The following is a 19,891-nucleotide window of genomic DNA, read 5'->3' as shown; positions in this document are numbered from 1 at the left end:
AGAAGATATGAGGTTCAATTCAGGATGCCGTGACGCGCCACAGGATGGCGCGCCACAGTGTCTGAAGCTTGTTCTCCGGCGCCTCGCAGGGCACATCGGCAACTTCGCCCGGCGGCCAGGCCAGCCGCAGACGCGACCAGTACTGCGACCCGAGCCAGGCACCTAACAGCAAGCGCGCATCGTAGACATCGGCAGGCAGCCATACCGCCGGACGCAGCGCCTTGGCGAGCGCCCAACACCACTGCCCGTCCGGCCCGTCACTCTCATAGCGGGTAAAACAGATCAACTGCGCCAGGCCTATGGCCTGCTCACGCTGAACGGGTGTCAATGTCAGCCAGTCCAGCACCGCCGTGTCGGCAACAGCCGGTTGAGCGGGCGCAATTCCCACGCTCTCCAGGAACACGCTGTGGCGGCAAGCCATGAGCGCGTCGCACTCACCCACCGTCAGTCCGCAAGACTCGGCGAATATGTGCTGCCGGGCCGGATGAGCCCACGACCAGGGATTGCACCACCAGCGAGCCCAGAGCGCTTCGACCGTCGGAGCCATTACGTACGCGCCGGCAGGCCGGTACGACTGCGCGCGCCGAAACCTGTGCGGCGCAGCAGCCCGTTACGCCAGTCACTGCGTACTGCCAGCAAGACAATCAGCAGCAAAAGAGCAAAGCCTGCCGGGATGACCCAGAGCATGACGTTCCAGAATGGCAGGTTTGCGCTGTCCAGCTTGAAAGGCCCGAAACTCACCCATTGGGTGGTTTCCTGAAACTCCACAGCGGGCACGAACACGATGGAGAACTTCTTCGAATCCGCGGACTGGGTAGACATGCCAGGAATACTGCTGGCGACCATCTGTTGAATTCGCCCACGCACACTGTCGGGGTCAAGCGATGCAGAATGCTTGATGAACACGGCTGCGGACGCAGGTTGCACCGGCTCGCCCGGCGCTATGCGCTCCGGGAGCACCACATGCACCCTGGCGACAATAACGCCGTCGATTTGCGAAAGAGTTGCCTCAAGCTCCTGAGACAAGGCATAGATGTAACGAGCACGTTCTTCGAGCGGCGTCGAAATCACGCCTTCCTTCTTGAAGATTTCGCCCAGGCTGGTGCGCGAATGCCGCGGCAGACCAGCAGCGTCCAGAACACGTACGGCACGGTTCATGTCGCTGGTAGCGACAGTGACCACCACACCGGTTTTTTCCAGGCGTTTGCGCGCATCGATATGCTGATCCGCAAGCCGCGCCACGACTTCGTTGGAATCCTGTTCGGAGAGTCCAGTGAACAAATCGGTGTCATCACTGCAGCCGCCGAGCATCAGAATGCACATCAGCAGCAGACCTGCGCTGAGAAATTTCACGTAGACCTCTACTGCAGGTTGGTCAGCTTGTCGAGCGCCTGAGCGCTCTTGCTCACAACTTTGGTTGTCAACGCCATTTGTAACGAGCATTGCGACAGCGCACGGCCCATCTGAACAATGTCAGCGCCGTCTTCGGAACCTGCGACTCTCTTCATCTGGCGCAGCGCCTGTTGGGAAAGTTTTGCGGTATCGCCCAGGCGCTCGGACAGCGCACTGGCAACCTTGTCTGACAGATGAGAAGACGAAGGGCCACTGTCCGGGCGCATGGCCGCCGTAAAAAGATCGACATCCGCCTGAACGGGCTCGGAAACGAGCTCCTGATGCACATTGGGCCCAAGCTCTGAAGACAGGCTCTTGAGGTGGCTGATATGGGAAATGCTCATACAGGTTTCTCCGTCAGGCGGCGGTCGGTCAGGCAACAGCCTGGTTATTGCTGCTTTGCAACAGGGTATTGAGGATCTGGGCGACAGTCTGCGCAGCGCTTGCCTGCAAATCATTGCCAGCGCCGGTAGCATCCTTGAGCGTGGCCTCCAGCCCCTTCTGCAGCAAGCCTTCCAACAACTGCCCCAAGTCCTGATTGGACAGGTTGCCATTGGTGGTGCCCGGCTGCGTAGAGTTGTCAGTCGGCGTACCCAGACCTCCGCCAGACGCCTGCAGACCGCGGTCGATCAGTTGCCCGATCAACTGGCCCACATCGATGTTGCCGTTGCCGTTCGCGGCAGGTCCGGTGTTGGCGTCGATTGCAGGATCACCCAGCGAAGCCGGAGCGCCTGCCGAATCACTCACGGGCGACCCCAGGCCACCGCCGCCACTGCCCGAAAGGCCGCTGGCATCACTCTGTTGCTGGCCAAGCTGCTGACCGAGAATGTCGAGGGCCGAGCGGAATTGGGCGGTTTCCTGACCGTCAAGACCATTGTCTTCCTTCAACTCGTTCATCCAGGAACCACCGTCACGGGTGGGGAACTGGGCCTTGTTGTCGTCCATGAACTGAGCGACTTTTTCCAGAATCGGCATATCGTCGCTGGAGAACGTTGTTCCGCCTTCCCCGCTGGGAGTCAGCAGATTGTCCAGCACGGCTTTGCCGAGGCCATTGAGCACCTGATTCATCAGGTCAGACTGTCCGCCACTCGCGCCGTCCAGCTGGCCGCCACCAGCGCCCGAACCTGAACCCGCGCCACCACCGATGCCTGCGGAAGCGCCGAAATTGTCACCGAGCTTTTCGTGGATCAGTTTGTCGAGCGCTGCCGTGATATCGGCAATGCTACCGCCCGACTTGCCGTCCGCAGCCATGGCCTTGGCGAGCATCTTGCCGAGCGGCGAGGTGTCATCCAGCTGGCCATTTTTGGTCAGGGCCTGAACCAGTTGGTCGATGACGGCCTTGAGTTCCTTGCTGGAGGTGCTGGCGCTGCTGGTTGCGTCGTTGTCGAGCGACACAGGGAACAGTGAAGCCGAGGTTTGCAGGGAATTGAAGCTATTGAGAGCTTGCATAGAAACGCCCGTCCTGAGATAGCGGCCCCCTCTGGCGAGGGGGCAATCAGAAATAATTAGTAACTGATACCCTTAGCGTTCTGCGCTGTGGCACTGATCTTCTTGTTGGTGGAGTCTTCCTTGCCCGCTTCGATGGCGTTCAGCACGTCCATCGTCTGCTTCCTCTGGGCTTCTTCGGCTTGCATGGTAATCAGTTTCGCGCCATTGGCGTCGGTCTCTTTACTGGCCTTGGTCTGTGCGGCAACCGACAGGCTGTCGCCCGTGCCCGAAAGAATACTGCTCTGCAGGCTGGCGTTGGCCGCAACAGTGTTGGCGCCTTGCAACGCGCCACCGACACCGTTGACGGCACCGTTGCCGAGGTTGGTGAGTTTCGAGGTTAGACTTGAAAATGCGACCATGACGTGATGCCCCTTTTATCTACACCAGCGTTATTGCTTGGTACAGCTAGGTGGCAACGACCCGCAGATCGGTTCCAGCGGGTTTGCAAAAAATCAGATCTGCAATTCCTTGATACGTCGATAAAGCGTACGCCGAGGCATATCCAGCTCCAGGCTTGCGGCGTCAATGCAATTGCGGTGACGCTTGAGCGCCTGTTGAATCAAAGCCTTTTCAATCGCCCGCAACTGGGATTTGAGACCGCAGGCCAGGTGTTCTTCACTTTGCGGATCGACGCCCAGCACGGGGAAGCCCAATACATGGCGCTTGGCTGCGGCCTTGAGCTCACGAATATTGCCAGGCCAGTTATGCCCCAGTAACACCTGCTGAAGCAGGGGACAGACATCGGGCGGGACAGCCTCCAGCTCTTTGGCGGCAGCCGCAACGAATCGCTTGAACAAGGGCAGAATACGCTCAGGCTGGGTACGCAACGCCGGCAGCTGGAGGGTCAGCACGTTGAGGCGAAAGTACAGATCGCGACGAAACCTGCCCTGCTCGACGGCATCGTCCAGACACGACTGAGCCGACGCGATCACGCAGACGTCCAGCTTGATCGTCGACGTCGAACCCAGTCGTTCCAAGGCGCGGGTTTCCAGCACCCTCAACAGCTTGGCCTGCAGGCTGAGCGGCATGCTATCGATCTCATCCAGATACAGCGTACCGCCTTGCGCCGCTTCGATGTAACCGACCCTGGAACGGTCAGCACCGGTGTAGGCACCACTGACCACGCCAAACAGCTCGCTCTCGGCCAGTGACTCCGGAATCGCAGCGCAATTCATCGCGACCAGGCGGCCTTTACGGCCAGACATTGCATGAATTCGCTGGGCGATAGTGTCTTTGCCGGTCCCGGTCTCGCCTGACAGCAACACATCGATACCGAGTTGCGAAATGCTTTCAGCAACGATCCCCAGATTCGGCACACACTCCTGGTCCAGATCATCATCAAACCCATCATCAAGCTCCATCCCACAACTCCCTAGACATCAGCTTTTCGGACTCTAGGCGTTGCTGCAATCACGCAGCAACGCCCAACTCCTTCATGCGGTGGTAAAGCGTACGTCTGGGCAGTTCAAGCTCCTGTAGCACGGCGTCTACATTGTGTCGGTGCCGCTTGAGTGCGTCCTGAATAAGCATTTTCTCGATCACACGCATTTGCATGCGCAGACCTGTCGCGGGGTCGCGCGCGTCCACCGGCTCGGCGCCCAGCAGAGGGAACCCCAACACAAACCGCTTGGCCGCGGACTTCAGCTCACGTACGTTGCCCGGCCAGTCATGGCTGAGGAGGATCTGCACACGACCGTTGTCCAGTACAGGAACGGGACGTTGGAACTCAGCGGCAATCTCCTGGGTGAACTGGTCGAACAACGGCAGGATCTGCTCGCGACGTTTGCGCAAGGCTGGCAAGTGAAGCGTCAGCACGTTGAGCCGAAAAAACAGATCGCGACGAAAAAGTCCTTGTTCCACCAGTTCATCCAATGGGCGCTGGGCTGAAGCAATCACGCGCAAATCCAGTGGAATGAACTCGGTCGAGCCCAGCCGCTCGACTCCCCGGCTCTCCAGCACGCGCAGTAATTTGGCCTGAAGACTCAACGGCATGCTGTCGATTTCATCCAGGTAAAGCGTGCCGCCGCTGGACGCTTCGATGTAGCCCTCACGAGCGCGGCAGACACCGGTAAATGCGCCATTGACGACACCGAATAACTGGCTTTCTGCCAGCGACTCCGGAATGGCGGCGCAATTCATGCCGACAAAAGGCCCGGACCGGCTGGACAGCTCATGAACGCGATTGGCCAAGGTGTCTTTGCCGGTTCCGGTTTCCCCGCACAGCAACAAATCCATATCCAGAAACGCGCTGTTCATTACAATTTGATGACCAGCGGATAATGCAGTTACGCCCCAACACTCTCGGGCGTCCTTATCAATGCCTGTGCTCATCGTTCACTCTCACTGTGGGTGGCAAGCGGACTATTAATACCACGTCTTACAAGGCAGACATATAGTAATTTAGTTCCCCAACGAATGAGAAAAAGCTCACAAAGTTGAGAATTATTATCATAGTAATACCATCATCCCATGAGCAGATCTGGCATAGAGCCACTCTGTTGGGATGATTACTTTAATCTATCGTTATTCCATCCTGATCAAGGATTTACGACCAGAAAAATCCGCCTGCCCTCCTGCCTGCGGGCCTTGAGACCGGATGCCCTGTCTTGGAGCCAGGCAAAAAACCATGTAACCGCACGGTTTATTATCTAAAAAAATTACCGATTGAACAGCAGGCTTAATCGAATACATTTAAAAGCCATCACACGCCCCCCCACAAAAAAATCAATTGTCACTTCACTTAAAGAGGCACAAAGAACCTGACGCGCAAAAAAAGTGCATCGCACAAACTAAATAGTTTGAACTGTGCACACGCTTAAATAACAAAGCGTTTACAAAAACTTGCCACTTTATGCGTTAAAACAGAGGGCTTGACCCAGACGTTGAACAGCAAGACTGCAACGGTTTTTCTCATTCGGTTTTCCGAACGCAACTCACCCTTCGCTCTGTAGACCGCACAAAACTCCCGTATTTTGGGCATGAGCCTAGGTGGCGTTACGCCACCCCTTCATTCGGCTATCCGAACGAGTGGGTACAGACGCACACAAGCAAAAAAGACGGCGAGGTAAATAGCCAACTGAAAGGATTCAGTGTAGGACAATCCGTCAATCGCTAACGGAAGCTCCGACAGAAGTGGTGATCATAAAGACCACTGATACGCCGTCACAGCCCTGGAATGTTTCTAAATGTGTGTAAGAACTAGCTTACAAATATTTACAAAAGTTCAGCGAAAATAGGCTTGATGCGAGTAAATAGTTCATGGCGACCTGCCACGAGCGAGAACAAAAAAAGAGGATATCAGGGTAAAGATAGAGCACTTAGACACAGGATCACATGCACTCGAAAACGAGAAAAAGCACCAAAAAAGCGCATTTTTAAGGGGATTTGCGTAGTCGCAGTGCCTCAGGACCGCAGATTTTTAGCGCGATTCGCTGGCGTAGACCACTACTCGCGGTCCGCTCGGCAGCTCGCGCGGACCGTTGCGATCCTCGATATCATCGCGCCTGCGCGGCGACGAACGGTCATCTATGTAATGCCGGGCTTGTACGCCATTTGATACCAATGATGGGTTGCCTGCCGGAACCGGCGGTGTGATCGTCGGCGACTCTTCAGGCTTCACAGCCTGCTCTGGTGGCTGTATCTGCGCTACGGATGCCTGTTCTGCTACCGGCGCGGACTCCACCGGGCGTGGCGCAGGCACCTGCTCAGCCGTTTGTACTGCCTGGACAGGCTTTGGCACAGGTGTTCGTTCGACCACTTGCACCGGCCGTGCAGGTGGGGATGTGGGCAAGCGTTCGATCACAGGCTTCTCAACGCGTTGAGGGCCTGTCGTCACTGGCGACTCACCCGTTATTCGCGCAATACCCGCTGTCAGCACCTGCTTCTGAGTCTTGGGCAGCAGCAACCGCCCCGGTCCATCCGGCGTTTTTTTGCGCAGAAACGCCGAGTTGAGTCTGAGCAGTTGCCCCTCATCCACGCCGGCTGTAGCCGCCAGTTGGGTAAGATCCACTGCATGGTTAAGCTCGACCATGTCGAAATAAGGCGTATTGGCGACCGGAGTCAGCTTTACCCCGTAGGCCTCAGGGTTGCGAACCAGAATCGAGAGTGCCAGCAAACGAGGTACGTAATCCTGGGTTTCCCTGGGTAACGTCAGGTGCCAGTAATCGACAGGCAGACCGCGCCGACGGTTGGCTTCGATCGCCCGCCCGACAGTCCCCTCGCCCGCATTGTAGGCGGCCAGCGCCAGCAGCCAGTCATTGTCGAACTGATCATGCAGACGTGTCAGATAATCCATTGCGGCCTTGCTTGAGGCCACTACGTCACGGCGAGCGTCGTAGGTAGCGCTTTGATTCAGATTGAAACTGCGCCCTGTGGAAGGGATGAACTGCCACAGCCCCGCCGCAGCAGAGGGTGAATTGGCCATCGGGTTGTAAGAGCTCTCGATCATCGGCAGCAGCGCCAGCTCCAGCGGCATGTTGCGCTCGTCCAGACGCTCGACGATGAAATGCAGATAGGGACTGGCCCTGCCACTCGCTCCGGTAATAAAGCCGCGATTGCTCAACAGCCAGTCACGTTGCCGGGCAATACGCTCATTCATGCCCTGGCTATCTGCCAGCCTGCAACGCTGGGCCACCCGCTGCCAGACATCTTCGCCGTTGTAGACGGGCAAGTCGGAGATCTTTTGCGAAGCCCTTGAACCTGGCTGCTCATCGTCCACCCAGGATGTCAGCCCTGCAACGAGACGCGGCATGCGATCCATACGCGGTTGTGCATAGTCGACTGACTGACAGCCCACACACAGCGAGCCCAAAGCGAGGACGGCGATCTGGACCGAGCGAGCGAGCAAGCGTGGACGGGAATCAGGTAAGGCGACGGCGGGCATGGGCGGGAATGTCCTGAACGTGTCCACCCTACGTGGCGTGCTCGCCATTCCGGTTCCCTGTCAGGCAGATATTCCCGAAAAAGCCCCGTATATCCCTAGACGACGAAAAGCTGAATCATTTCAGCTTTTGACTTTCATTACCGCCATTTCTTATGGAACCGGCCTGCACCCCATGACACTCAGCTTGTGAAGGATTTTTCTCAGGGTTACATCAGGCGGCTATCAGCGTCAAAAAGGACAGGGAGATTCACCGTGCAAGCACCACCTATCAACCGGACCACCGGAAACACCCTACAGTCATCAAGCACTGCAAGCACGCACACCGCCACGGGGCTACAGCAGAAAAACGAGCAGCCGACACAACGCGCTTCGCACTCATTGAGCAGCATCGGCAAGCGAGCACTGAAGAGTGTCGGCAAATTGTTTCAGAAGTCCAAGGCACCGCAGCAAACAGCGGCCAGACCGCTCAGCAGCAAAAATACCACGCCTGCTGCATCTGCATCCCATTCACAGACCGCAAAACGCTCTCAACGCGAACCGCGCCTGGCGGAAAACCTGACGCCGCCCTCTGCCACTCCCCTCAAGTCAATCCTGCGTAACAGTCCGAACACGACAGGAAGCGCCGAGGCAGACGCCCATGAAATCGAACACACGTCGCCGCGTATCGACATGGCCAGGCGAAACAATCTTCACGTCATATTCGATCTGCCGGGAGAACACCAGAACGAGGCAAGCAGTTCCGGCACCAAAGCCGGAGACTCCGAAGAAGCGCCGGCCCCTTATGCCCGGCTGGGACCCAGCAACGGCGGCCGCTTTGAACTCAAGGCCGGGGAGCTGGTGCGCAACTCACAGCCACAGGGCACGATTGGACTGGATGCCAAAGGCAAACCCGACTTTTCCACGTTTGATACGCCTGGCCTCGACCCGTTGCTGGAAGACATTCTTGCCAACTCCGGCCAGACCTATCTGGCCCAAGAGAGCAAACAGGGCGTGTATGGCCACCAGTTGTTGCAAACCAACGGGCATCTGTTGCATCTGGCACAGGACGACAGCGCGCTGGCGTTGATCCGCAGCAGCAACGAGGCGCTGCCTATAGAAGGAAGAAAACCCGCAGCCGTAAGCCTGGAACGGGAAGATGGTCACCTTCACATCAGCTCCCCCAGCGGGCGCACAACTCAGGAATTACCGGGCAAGGCCCATCTCGCGTACCTCACCGACATATACCTCACAGAGGCCAGTGATCGCCTGCGCGTGCACGAAGACCGGCTGTATCAGTTCGACCCGATAAACATTCGCTGGAAAGCTCCCGAAAACATGGAGGACATTGCCTTCAATAGTCTTGCCATGGGCGGCAACGGCTCGGTCTATGCAAAAAGTGATGATGCCGTGGTCGACCTTTCGAGTCCGTTCATGCCGCATGTGGAAGTCAAAGACCTGCAGTCATTCTCGGTCGCGCCGGACAACAGAGCGGCGTTGCTCAGTGGCAAAGACACTCAAACGATCCTGCTGACCGACATGACGCCGGTGATTGGCGGGCTGACGGAGAAGAAAATCAAAACCCTGGAACTGGATGGCGGCAAGGCGCAAGCGGCTGCGGTCGGCCTGAGCGCCGACAAGCTGTTCGTCGCAGACACTCAGGGCAGGCTTTACAGCACAGACCGTAGCGCCTTTGACAGCGACGCCGAGCAGTTGACGCTCATGCCCGAGCAGACCGGCTATCAGTTGGCAGGCCTGCCCCTTGGGGGCCACAACAGCGTCACCGGTTTCATCAACGGCGACGACGGTCGTATTCATGCGTTGATCCAAAACCGTCAGGGCGAAGTTCACTCCCACGCCCTGGACGAACAGGGCTCCAGACTGGAAAGCGGCTGGAACCTGACCAATGCACTGGTGCTGGACAACACTCGTGGCCTGACGATACCAGCAGCTCCCGCCGCTACTGACCGGCTCAATCTCGACCGCTCCGGGCTGGTCGGCCTCAGCGAGGGGCGCATTCAGCGTTGGGACGCGACACCACAATGCTGGAAAGACGCCGGGATCAAAGACATTGATCGCCTGCAACGCGGGGCCGACAGCAACGCTTACGTACTCAAGGGCGGCAAGCTGCACAAGCTGACGGTTGTTCCCGAACACCCCAACATGGCCTTTGACCACAATACGGCGCTGGCCCAGACGGCACGCTCGACCAAAGTCGCCATGGGCAAGGAAATAGAGGGCCTTGATGATCGGGTGATTACCGCTTTTGCGATGGTCAGCGATAAACGCTTTGTCGCGCTGGATGACAAGGGTTGCCTGACCGCCCACAGCAAAGACCATAAGCCCATTACGCTGGATATCCCCGGACTGCAAGGCGATATCAAGAGCCTGTCGCTGGATGAAAAGCACAATCTGCACGCGCTCACCAGCACCGGTGAAGTTTACTGCCTGCCCAGGGAGGAGTGGCAGGCGGTGAAGTTCGGAGACCGCCTGCGCGCCCGCTGGACGCCGGTTGCCACACCTGAAGGCCAGCCCGTCAAGGCACTCTTCACCAACGATGACAACAGGCTGAGTGCACAGATCGAGGACGCGCCAGGACAAGGCCTGATGCAACTAAAGGGCGGAAAATGGCAAGCGTTCGAGCCACGCCCCGTGGAAGAAAACGGTTTGAACGATGTGCATGCGCGCATCACACGTTCCAACAAGACCTGGCGAATTCCTAAAACCGGACTGACCGCCAGACTCGACATAAATGTCATGGGCCGCGGTGGGATGGAAAAAACCCATACAGCCAGCACCAGCGAGTTCATACGCGCCAACGTTTATAAAAACACTGCAGAGCCACCACGCTGGATGAAGAACGTTGGTAATCATATTCAGCATCGCCATCATGGTCGTGTCGGTCTGAGAGAGGTATACGAGAGCGAGTCGATCCTGTTCAAGCAACTGGAGCTGATTCACGAGGCAGGCGGCCCTCCCCCGGAGCCGGGTAACGACCTGAAGGCGCGCATCGCCCGACTGAACCTGGGCTCTGAAGGCGCGACGCTGGTCAAGGAACTCGAAGCGTTGCGAGACGAGCTCGAAAACCATACCTACACAGCGCTGATGGCCATCGGTCAGAGTCATGGCAAGGTGAAAAATCTGAGGCAGCAGGACGGTCTGCTCAATCAGCACGGCGAACTGGCCAAATCATCGCTGCGTATGCAATTCGGCAAAAAGCTTGCCGAACTGGGCACAAAGCTCAACTTCAAAAGCTCCGGGCACGATCTGGTAAAAGAACTGCAGGACGCCCTGACCCAGGTTGCGCCATCAGCGGAAAACCCTACCGGAAAACTGCTTGGCACTCTCAAGGACAACGGGCTGAAACTCAGCCATCGCAAAGCGGATATCCCCTTGGGACAGCGCCGTGATGCCAGCGAAGATCAGGGTTTGAGCAAAGCGCGGCTCGCTCTGGATCTGGTCACCCTGAAAAGCCTGGGTAATCTGCTCGACGAGGCCGAGCTGCTGACCCCGCACAGTGACATGAGCGTGATACAGAAAAAACTGACGACGCTGCGTGATATCACCTACGGGGAGAATCCCGTCAAGCAGGTGACGGACATGGGGTTTACCGATAATGCGGCGCTGGAGAGTGGCTATGATGCAGTCAAGTCATTCCTGAAATCGTTCAAAAAGCCTGATCATGCGGTCAGCGTCAATATGCGCGTGGCAACCGGCAGCCCTGACCAGGCCGAGCTTGCCGACAAGTTCAAGAGCATGCTCAAACAGCTGGAGCATGGTGATGATGAAATCGGGCTGCAACGCAGCTACGGCCTGAACCTGACCAGTCCTTTCACGGTTCTGGCCGACAAGGCTACCGGCCCATGGCCGACGGCAGGCGCCACCGGTAACCGCAACTACATTCTCAACGCCGAACGTTGCGAAGGCGGCGTTACCCTGTACTTGATGAGTGAAGCCTCAGGCAACGCAAGTATCGGCGTGGGGGCCGGCAAGGACTACTGGCCGGGCTTTTTCGACGCGAACAATCCGGCCCGCAGTGTCGATGTAGGTAACGATCGTACGCTGACACCCAACTTTCGCCTCCGCGTGGACCTGACGGCCACCGCAGGAGCCAGTCAACGTGCTGGCGTGGTCTTCAATGTGCCGGACGAAGATATCGACGGGTTCGTCGATGATTTGTTCGAAGGCAAACTGAACCCGTTGCAAGTATTGAAAAAAGCAGTGGACCATGAAACCTATGAAGCACGCCGCTTCACGCTTGATATCACGACGGGAGGAACCGCAGACTTACGCGCGGGAGTCAACCTGACAGAAGATGGCAGCAACCCGTTCTCTGCCGTCGTACGCGGCGGGTTTGCCACGAACATTCTGGTTAACCTGATGACATACACCGACTATTCGCTGACGCAGAAAAACGACAAGACCGAATTGCGTGAAGGTGGCAAGAACCGACCACGGTTCATCAACAACCTGACGGGTGGCGGGCAGCTTCGTGGGCAGCTCGGTGCCACCCACACTGATCCAACCAACACACCCGCCTCTGCCGCCGGCCCGACACCGGCCACCCAGACCGCCGCCAACAACCTTGGCGTTGCCGCGAACATGAGCGTGGAAGCGAGAACCGTCAAAAGGGTCAAGTTCCGCTACAACGTGGCGAAACCAATGACTGCCGAAGCCTTGAGCAAGCTGTCCAAAAGCCTGGGGGACGTGTTCAAGGACAGCACTACAAAAGCACGCCTGGCAGAACTGGCCGATCCGCTAAACGCTCGCTACACCGGCAAGAGTCCGGCAGAGGCCATTCAGGCACAGCTCGACGGGCTGAACGAGCTGTTTGCCGGTGTGCCATCGCAGAACGATAACCAGTACAAGGCATTGCGCGGTTTGAAACGGGCAACCGTTGAACAGCAAGCGTCGGTCAACAAGCACAGCGTGCTGGATAACGCTCGCTTCGAGACCAGCAAAACGGATCTGTCGGGCCTGACCAAAGAAAGCATCCTGACCAGGATCATGGCTTCGGTGAGAGAGGCCAGTGCACCTGGCAATGCGGCGCGGGTTGCCGAATTCATGCGCCAGGACCCAAAACTCAGCGCCCTGCTCAAGGAAATGGAAAACAGCCAAGGTACATTGGCACGTGTACGGCTAGAGCCGAAGGACGAATTGATCGACCTGATCGATGAGGGTAGCCGCAACGGCACCATGACTCAGCACGATCTCTCCAGCCATCTCGAAGACCGCAACAAGATGCGGATCAAACGTCTGGTGGTGTTTCATACCGCCACTCAGGCTGAAAATTTCACTTCCCCGTTACCGCTGGTCAGCTACAACAGCGGAGCCAGTCTGAGCGTCACCAAAACACTTGGACGTATCAATTTCATTTATGGCGAAGACCAGGACAAACCGATTGGTTATACATTTGACGGGGAGATGTCACGGCCATCCGAATCCCTGAACAAGGCGGCCGACCAGTTGCAGAAGGAGGGTTTTGAACTGAAAAGCTGACACTCGAAGTATTGAAAAGCGCCGCCTGCGGCGGCGCTGTTCATTCAGGCCATCAGAAACGCGCGTGCGTCACGTGCCTGGGAAATGAAGCCGCGAGTGACGTCACAGAATGCCGGTTCATCAAGCGATGCCAGCTCGCGCTGGGCGCACAGACGCACATCCCCCTGATCGACGGCAAACCAGCAACCGTGCAGGCGGGCAACGTCGAAGTTCAGACTCAACAGGCGCTGCAGATCGGCAGCGCGTTCCGGAGAGCGGCCCACTCGACAGTGAAAGATGACCATCTCGCTGTGCTCGGGTAATTCAATGATTGCAGCTTCGTTGTTATGGCCGTCATACAAGGCACAGACGCCATTCTGCAGTACCAGTGAGGTGCCGAGCTGCGCACCCAGAGAGTGAATGAATCGGCTGAAATCGGGTTTCGGGGTTTTCATCTTCATAGTCCTTTAAGGGTAAAGCGATGTGAATCAGCCGGGCAGCAGACACCTGCGTCTGCACCCGGCATCGCGATCAACGCGGGGCGAGCAAGCCTTCTTCCAGCGCCCTCAACTGATCATCGTCGAGCGGCACGGAAGGTGCTGGTCGCTGCACTGTAGGCGGCGGTGGGTAGGCTTCGGCCACGGTCTCTTCGACAGGCCGGCTCGCCTCGGACGGTTTGGCTGGCGCAAGCGCAGCGCGTGCTGACGACACGCCGTTCAGCACACCCTCCTCTACGACCCGTACGGTATCCACCGCCATCTGGGTCGGCAGTTGCAACGCGCCTCGTGCCACGTGATAAGCACTTTCCAGGGCTCTGGGGATGCCACTCAATGTGCTTGGCTGGAACGTATGTGGCAGTGACGCCCTGTTCGGGTGCCGGATGTTGTTCAAGGCTGTTTCAGTACGCTCCAGCATGGGCGTTGCACCGCCCATGCCCGCATCTTTCAACGCTTTGGCTTCAGCGGTGACCGATTGGTTGGTGTACAGCGTGGACAGGTAGGAAACAGACCCCGTCGCCGCCAGGGCCATGTTGCGCAGGATATTGCCCGCACTGAGCGTGCCGCTTGATCCTGCGGCTTGAGCGGTCACAGGTGGCAGTGCTGAAGTCAGTGCCGAGCTCTGGATACCCGATAGCGCCTTGCTGTAGAACGTGGTGCGTACCGACGGCTCGCGCAGGTCCATACCTTTGGCCAGATCTTTTTTCAGTTCGCTCTTGGCTCGGTCCGGTGTGAAGACCGGGATTTCGCGCCCCTGCGGATCGACATACGTCGACTTCAACTGCAAGAGTGTTTGCGAACTGGCAGACACCGCGCCGCCGAACCCGGATGCCAGGGCTCTGGCACTCAGCGTCTGACCATTGATCTGATGTAAATCGTTGAGCATCTGACGTACGGCCTGAGACCCGCCAAAAGCGCTGTAAGCCATCAGTTCACCCACGGGATGAGTGGATGAACCCTGCACTTTCTTCTGGTTGAAGACCGCCCGTTCGCCCTTGACGAACGCTTTGTCCTGAGTGAGTTCCTCGGGTGTTTTTCTGACCAGCTCACCGTGTTCACTTTTCAGCTCAAAAGGGTCCGGAATGACCGAGTTGGTATCGACAGCCTTGAGTGGAACCATGTTCAGGCGTTCGTTGAAGCCCGTCTTCTGCAAGGCGGCCTGAAACATCGGTTTTACCACGCTGTTGACCGTCTCGTGGGCAATGCCCGCCACCATGCCGGTTATTGCGGCCTTGAGCATGCTGGCGTCACTGCTGGTCTCGGGTACAGCCTCTCGTAGCTTGTCGCTGGTAGACAAACGCACATAACCCAGGTGCGTCATCGAAGACAGGAACTGCGGAACTGCAGCCGCAACAATCGGCCCTGCCCCTTTCCAGCCGCCCACTGAGTTGCGCGCAGTGACAAGATCACTGACAACGGTGTCCAGTTGGGTATGTGCAGCGACCGAAGCAAGGCGTTTGGCCTCTGGCGATTTGACGAAATCGGTGTGCAGATCGGTCAGCGTGGCTTTGGCATCAACCAGCGCTTGCCGGTCAGCGTGCAGGGCCTCCTTGTCGCCTTCCTCAGCACCTTGCAGCCTGACATCCAGCGCAGTGATGTGCTCATCCAGCGAATCGATGCTTTTGCTCAGCCCTTCTCCGATTGCCTTGCTTGCACGGCCTGCGTATTCACCAAGAGCAGCCTGACTGGCAGCCAGAGCCGCTCGGTCCTCGCTCGCGTTCTGGCCTGCGGGAACGGGCGCAGCGTCATGCATCAGTTGAAAGTGCTCCAGTTGATCGGCAACCGATTGAGCAAACCCCTTGATCAGTTGCCCGACTTCGGCCTTGTCGGGTGCCTGACCCGGCTGCGCGAACCTGCTCAGCAACTGCTGCACGTCAGACCCCTGAAACTGCTTCAGTTGATATCGCTCAGGGGAAAGCCTTTCAGCCATGACTTCGAAAGGCAGTTGTTCAGCCTGCAGCAAGCTGCCGATCAACAATGCGGCACGCGAGCTGATCATCGGCGCGCCGCTGACCGGAGCCGTCGCCTGCTCCGCCCTGAATGCCTGCAAAAGCGTCGTATGCCGCGCAGCAACATTCAACCGCGCAGCGCCGGCAGCCGAGCTTTCTGCCGCATGCGGTGCCGACTGAGTGGCAGTCAGCGGCGGGTTCATGCCTGGTGTCACCGCATTCGGATGAGCTGTCTGAGCGGGAGCAGTAACGCTTTGCTGGTTTATCGGGGTGAGCTCGACACTGCCTGACCCACCGACACGCGAACCGATCATTGGAACCTCCCCGGAACCGCCAGGCTCTCGCGTTTGAGCACAGGCGCAACAGACTTGTCTGTCGCGGAGGCCGTCGTTGCGGATGGCCCCATGAAGGCATGATCACGCCATTCTTTCGCCAGCTCGGCAAACGACTTCATCAACAGCAAAACACCTTCGGCGGATGCTCGTTCCAGGCCCACCGAGCCCATCAGCAGCACCCGGCCGGTCTGAGCATTCCAGGAAAAAACCGGGCTATGGGCGCCTGAAAACATATGAAAATTGATGTCCATCAGTGCCAGCAAGGCGGCGTCACGGTTGCGCGTGGGCAACGTGCCCATGTCACCGTAGATCAGGACCGCACGGCCCTCGTCGCGATCCAGGTACTGAAGAGTGAAGTCCACTTCGCTGATTTTGAAATTGGCAGACTCGTAGAAACGTTCAGGCGTGGAGATAAGGCTGAGTGCGCAAATTTCGTTGATCAAGGTGTGGTACGGGTCATTGTTGTTCATTTCACGGCCTCTGAGAGCGATATCAAGCCACACCGTTTCTCTGCCGGTGTGTGCGGACTGAGTCGAAGGCAAAGGCGTTCTGGTTCCTTCCACTCGTCAAGCAATCCACAAGGCGCATTGAAAACACCCCGATCCGATTCAGGCGAAACGGGAACCCATCATCTCGCGCTACCACTCACTTCGAGCAACATCAAAGCGAAGTCCTCGTCGACTTATAGAACTGACAGGGACGCTGCGACCGATACGGGTAAATCCGGAATACGACGCTGGTTCATATGTCCACCCCATCGAGGTAAAGCACCATGAGCATCGGTATCAATCCCACGCCCTACCAACCCTCACCCACCCAGCTGGATTTTTCCGCGCTGAGCGGAAAAAGTCCGCAACAAAACACGCTGGGCGAGCAGAACACTCAGCAAGCCGTAGACCCGGGCGCCCTGCTGTTCAGCAGCGACAGTCAGAAGGACGTCAATTTCGGGCAACCCGACAATACCGTGCAAAACCCGCAGGACAGCAGCAAGACAGACGATAGCCAGTCCAATATCGTCAAGTTGCTCAGCGCGTTGATCATGTCGCTGCTGCAGATGCTGATGAATCCGAATAAAAAACAGAATGCCGACCAGGAACAGAATGATAGCCAGACCCCGTTTCAGAACAATGGCGGGCTCGGCACTCCCTCGAGCACCGATAGTGGGGGCGGTACACCGGATGCAGCAGGCGGCGGAGGCGGCGGTGATGCGCCAGCAGCGACTGGCGGCGGTGGAGGCAGTACACCAGACGCAACTGGCGGTGGCAGTGGCGGTGCGCCGACTACTTCGGGCAACGGAACCGATGGCGGCGATAGCACCTCGCCTCAGATCACACCACAACTGGCCAACCCCGGTCATACCGGCGGTACTGGTCAGGTTTCAGACACCGCAGGCTCTAACGACGACGCCGGCAAGGTCAACGTCGTGAAAGATACCATCCATGTCGGTGCCGGTCAGGTCTACGACGGGCACTGCGCGACCTACACCGCCGACAAGTCGATGGGTAACGGAGATCAGGCGGAAAATCAGAAACCCATGTTCGAATTGGCTGAAGGTGCCGTGCTGAAGAATGTGAACCTGGGTGAAAACGAAGTTGACGGTATCCACGTCAAGGCCGCTGACGACAGGAAAGTCACTATTGATAACGTGCACGCCCAGAACGTCGGCGAGGACATGATCACTGTCAAAGGCGAGGGAGGCGCAAAAATTACCAATCTGGACATCAAGAACAGCAGTGCTGAAGGCGCAGATGACAAGGTGGTCCAGCTCAATGCCAATACCCACCTGAGCGTCAAAGGTTTCAACGCCGATGACTTCGGTACGATGGTCCGTACCAACGGGGGCAAACAGTTTGACGATATGAGCATCGAGCTGAATGACATAGAGGCCAACCACGGCAAGTTCGCGCTTGTCAAAAGCGACAGCGAAAACCTGAAACTGGCCACCGGCAACATGGCCATGACCGACGTCAAGCATGCCTACGATAAAACCAAGGCCTCTACCCAACAAACAGAGATTTGAGTCCGCACACCTCAACCCCAAAAAAGAGGGGGTGAACTCTGCGAGTACGCCCCCTCTTGCTGCTGACTAAATGCCGCTTACAGGTTGTTTACGACCGCCCAGGCTGAAAAGGGGTTTCGCTCGGGGAAAATGCCGCAACACCGCCCTCTTCGATATCGGGTTCACGCACAGGCCGACGACGCAGGTTATCGACTGTATTGCGCAAGGTGGCTCCGGTAGCGGTGATTGCCTCCCCGCCTTTGTCCTTGACTGTTTTCGCCAGCTTGACGGTCTGATCCGCAACGTAGCCGGTCGCACTGGAGGTTGTCGATTTCACCGTGTCCTGAAGGAACGATTCGGCTTTTTTCACGACCGGATCGGTGGCCACCGCAGCCGTTGTCCATCCGACGAAAACGCCTGCCGAACCAGCCAGATTGGTCAGTTGACTGACCGCTGCCTTGGTCGCCGGATAAGTAATGTTCCTGGTCGCCATTTCCTGCAGCTTGCCGACCCCGGCAAAACCGCCCGCCAGTGCCAGACCGTTTTGTACCAGGCTGGTTGCCGAGACAAGACTTCTTACCGCTTTAAGGCCATCGGTCGCGATGTCCAGCGGCAAGCCTGCGACCCGCTTGCCAGCATTCAGCGCAGCACCCGAGTAGCTGGCCGACTGGATCTCCCGGTACGCAGTAAACCAGTCGTTTTCGGCGCTCAGGTCAGCTTTGGGCTCTTTGTCCTTCAAACCGAGCACAAATGCACCACCACGCAAGTGATCGCGCGACTGTACACTGAGCATACGGTTGCCAAAGCCTGCGTTGGCGGCCAGACCGCCCGCCGCCGAGACACCGATGTCGACAGCGCCCTGCACGGCAGGCCGGGACGCCAGCGCCGGAGCCAGCACGGTGCGTACTGCGTTACGCGCAGTGTATGTCTGAACAGCGATCCCCATGTCCACCGCTTGCAGGGCTACGCCGGGGGAATGTCGTTTTACCGACGCAGCCATCGCATCGTGAAGCTTCTCCGGTGCAGTGCTCAGATAATGAAGGTCGCCTGTAGCACGGTTCATGACGCCAGTACCGACTTGATCCATGGCCCCCGACAGTGCTCCGGAAATAAGCGGCGCCAATGGTTTGAGCGGCGTCGGCAGCCAGTCGCCCTTGTTGATGGCAGGCTGCATGTACTGCAGCATCGAAGCCGCTGCGAAAGGCGTAGCGCGCAAGGCGCTGGAGGACAGGGTCGCCATACGGTCGAGCTTTTCAGCTTTGGCAAAGGTTTCGGCAATGGTTGCCCGGGTCTCTCCCTCGTTGCTTAAACGTCTCGCGCGAGCATCGATAAGCGCATCGATTTGCGCGTTATGCGCGTGAATCGCGCTCTGATCACCCGCCGAATCGGTCAACGGAAGCTTGTGTGCAGCAAACACATGGTCTTTCAGGTAATCGATAATAGGTTGCGGGTCGTCCTGCGAGGTCGAACTGACAGACCGTACGGAGCCGGAAGCAAGAGACTCCAGCGCGGACCGAAAGCTCTCACTTTCAATCTCGAGTGGTTGAAGACTGGGTCGATTAGTAATGGTCGGGTGCATGGAAAATCCCTCTCTGTCGGCGGAAGTTCAAGTAGCAACGCGCTGAGACGGGCTTGTCCGGGACGGCTTTCTTGCGTAAAGGCAAGGCATTGGCATTCGATCCCACAGCGCAGAAGTTGCGACCGTCCGGGCATCCGTCAGTTGAGCGGGATCGATAAAGGCTGTGTGGTCCTTGATGGGTTGACGGTTCCACAAGTGGCCCGTGCACACCCCGCTGACGCTGTCGAAAGAGGAATTAAGCGAGTTTTAAGGCAGCCCACGTAAGTTCGCGGCATAGCGTTTCACTGAACATGTGAAGCCATTCTCCAACCCAGCA

General features: G+C 57.7%; 15 protein-coding genes. 3 read left to right on the top strand and 12 right to left on the bottom strand.

From position 1 onward, the window contains the following. Positions 1-19: 19 nt before the first annotated feature. From MME58_RS05995 to MME58_RS05960, 8 genes are all read right to left on the bottom strand, one after another. Complete coding sequence (locus MME58_RS05995; RefSeq protein WP_054985832.1) at positions 20-547, bottom strand: hypothetical protein; 528 nt, start codon at positions 545-547, stop codon at positions 20-22. Further along, entirely contained in the window at positions 547-1,353 is an 807-nt protein-coding gene (gene sctJ, locus MME58_RS05990) for a type III secretion system inner membrane ring lipoprotein SctJ (protein WP_055005282.1), read from the bottom strand. The genes MME58_RS05995 and sctJ overlap by 1 nt, the downstream gene beginning before the upstream one ends. Before the next feature lie 8 nt (positions 1,354-1,361). Continuing rightward, positions 1,362-1,736 carry a type III secretion system inner rod subunit SctI gene (gene sctI / locus MME58_RS05985; protein WP_054985834.1) on the bottom strand — a complete coding sequence of 125 codons (375 nt, stop codon included), beginning with the start codon at positions 1,734-1,736 and terminating at the stop codon, positions 1,362-1,364. Between the two features lie 28 nt (positions 1,737-1,764). Further along, positions 1,765-2,841 (bottom strand): type III secretion system effector HrpZ, encoded by a 1,077-nt coding sequence (hrpZ, locus tag MME58_RS05980; RefSeq protein ID WP_055005281.1) that lies wholly within the window; start codon positions 2,839-2,841, stop codon positions 1,765-1,767. Between the two features lie 56 nt (positions 2,842-2,897). Next, on the bottom strand, positions 2,898-3,239 hold the full coding sequence (locus tag MME58_RS05975; RefSeq protein ID WP_054985836.1) for a type III secretion system major pilin HrpA: 342 nt from the start codon (positions 3,237-3,239) through the stop codon (positions 2,898-2,900). Between the two features lie 93 nt (positions 3,240-3,332). Beyond that, a complete protein-coding gene (locus MME58_RS05970; protein ID WP_054985837.1) occupies positions 3,333-4,241 on the bottom strand; it encodes a sigma 54-interacting transcriptional regulator in 909 nt (302 codons plus the stop codon). 49 nt (positions 4,242-4,290) lie between these two features. Next, on the bottom strand, positions 4,291-5,211 hold the full coding sequence (locus MME58_RS05965; RefSeq protein ID WP_055005280.1) for a sigma 54-interacting transcriptional regulator: 921 nt from the start codon (positions 5,209-5,211) through the stop codon (positions 4,291-4,293). Positions 5,212-6,298: 1,087 nt separating this feature from the next. Beyond that, entirely contained in the window at positions 6,299-7,762 is a 1,464-nt protein-coding gene (locus MME58_RS05960; RefSeq protein ID WP_054985839.1) for a transglycosylase SLT domain-containing protein, read from the bottom strand. On the opposite strand from MME58_RS05960, the gene MME58_RS05955 reads away from it, so the two are divergent. Both MME58_RS05955 and MME58_RS05950 read left to right on the top strand, forming a co-directional pair. Next, entirely contained in the window at positions 7,761-7,952 is a 192-nt protein-coding gene (locus MME58_RS05955) for a hypothetical protein (protein ID WP_147470812.1), read from the top strand. The two genes, MME58_RS05960 and MME58_RS05955, sit on opposite strands and share 2 nt — an antisense overlap. A 62-nt stretch (positions 7,953-8,014) precedes the next feature. Further along, complete coding sequence (locus tag MME58_RS05950) at positions 8,015-13,237, top strand: AvrE-family type 3 secretion system effector (RefSeq protein ID WP_055005279.1); 5,223 nt, start codon at positions 8,015-8,017, stop codon at positions 13,235-13,237. Positions 13,238-13,281: 44 nt separating this feature from the next. Here the strand turns inward: MME58_RS05950 and MME58_RS05945 are convergent, their stop codons facing one another. The 3 genes from MME58_RS05945 to MME58_RS05935 form a co-directional block, all read right to left on the bottom strand. Then, on the bottom strand, positions 13,282-13,671 hold the full coding sequence (locus MME58_RS05945) for a type III secretion system chaperone (protein WP_055005278.1): 390 nt from the start codon (positions 13,669-13,671) through the stop codon (positions 13,282-13,284). Between the two features lie 76 nt (positions 13,672-13,747). Continuing rightward, positions 13,748-15,976: a hypothetical protein gene (locus MME58_RS05940; RefSeq protein ID WP_054985842.1), complete on the bottom strand. Its 2,229-nt coding sequence runs from the start codon at positions 15,974-15,976 to the stop codon at positions 13,748-13,750. Next, a complete protein-coding gene (locus tag MME58_RS05935; protein WP_054985843.1) occupies positions 15,973-16,467 on the bottom strand; it encodes a CesT family type III secretion system chaperone in 495 nt (164 codons plus the stop codon). The genes MME58_RS05940 and MME58_RS05935 overlap by 4 nt, the downstream gene beginning before the upstream one ends. A gap of 302 nt (positions 16,468-16,769) precedes the next feature. Between MME58_RS05935 and MME58_RS05930 the strand changes: the two genes are divergently transcribed. Further along, positions 16,770-18,017 (top strand): pectate lyase, encoded by a 1,248-nt coding sequence (locus MME58_RS05930; protein WP_055005277.1) that lies wholly within the window; start codon positions 16,770-16,772, stop codon positions 18,015-18,017. Between the two features lie 88 nt (positions 18,018-18,105). On the opposite strand, the gene MME58_RS05925 is transcribed toward MME58_RS05930, so the two are convergent. Next, complete coding sequence (locus MME58_RS05925; protein WP_055005276.1) at positions 18,106-19,575, bottom strand: hypothetical protein; 1,470 nt, start codon at positions 19,573-19,575, stop codon at positions 18,106-18,108. Positions 19,576-19,891: the final 316 nt, after the last annotated feature.

Source organism: Pseudomonas syringae pv. tagetis, assembly GCF_022557255.1.
GTDB lineage: Bacteria > Pseudomonadota > Gammaproteobacteria > Pseudomonadales > Pseudomonadaceae > Aquipseudomonas > Aquipseudomonas caricapapayae.
The sequence above is the reverse complement of the archived record's forward strand: the minus strand, read 5'-3'. Positions and strand labels throughout refer to the sequence as shown.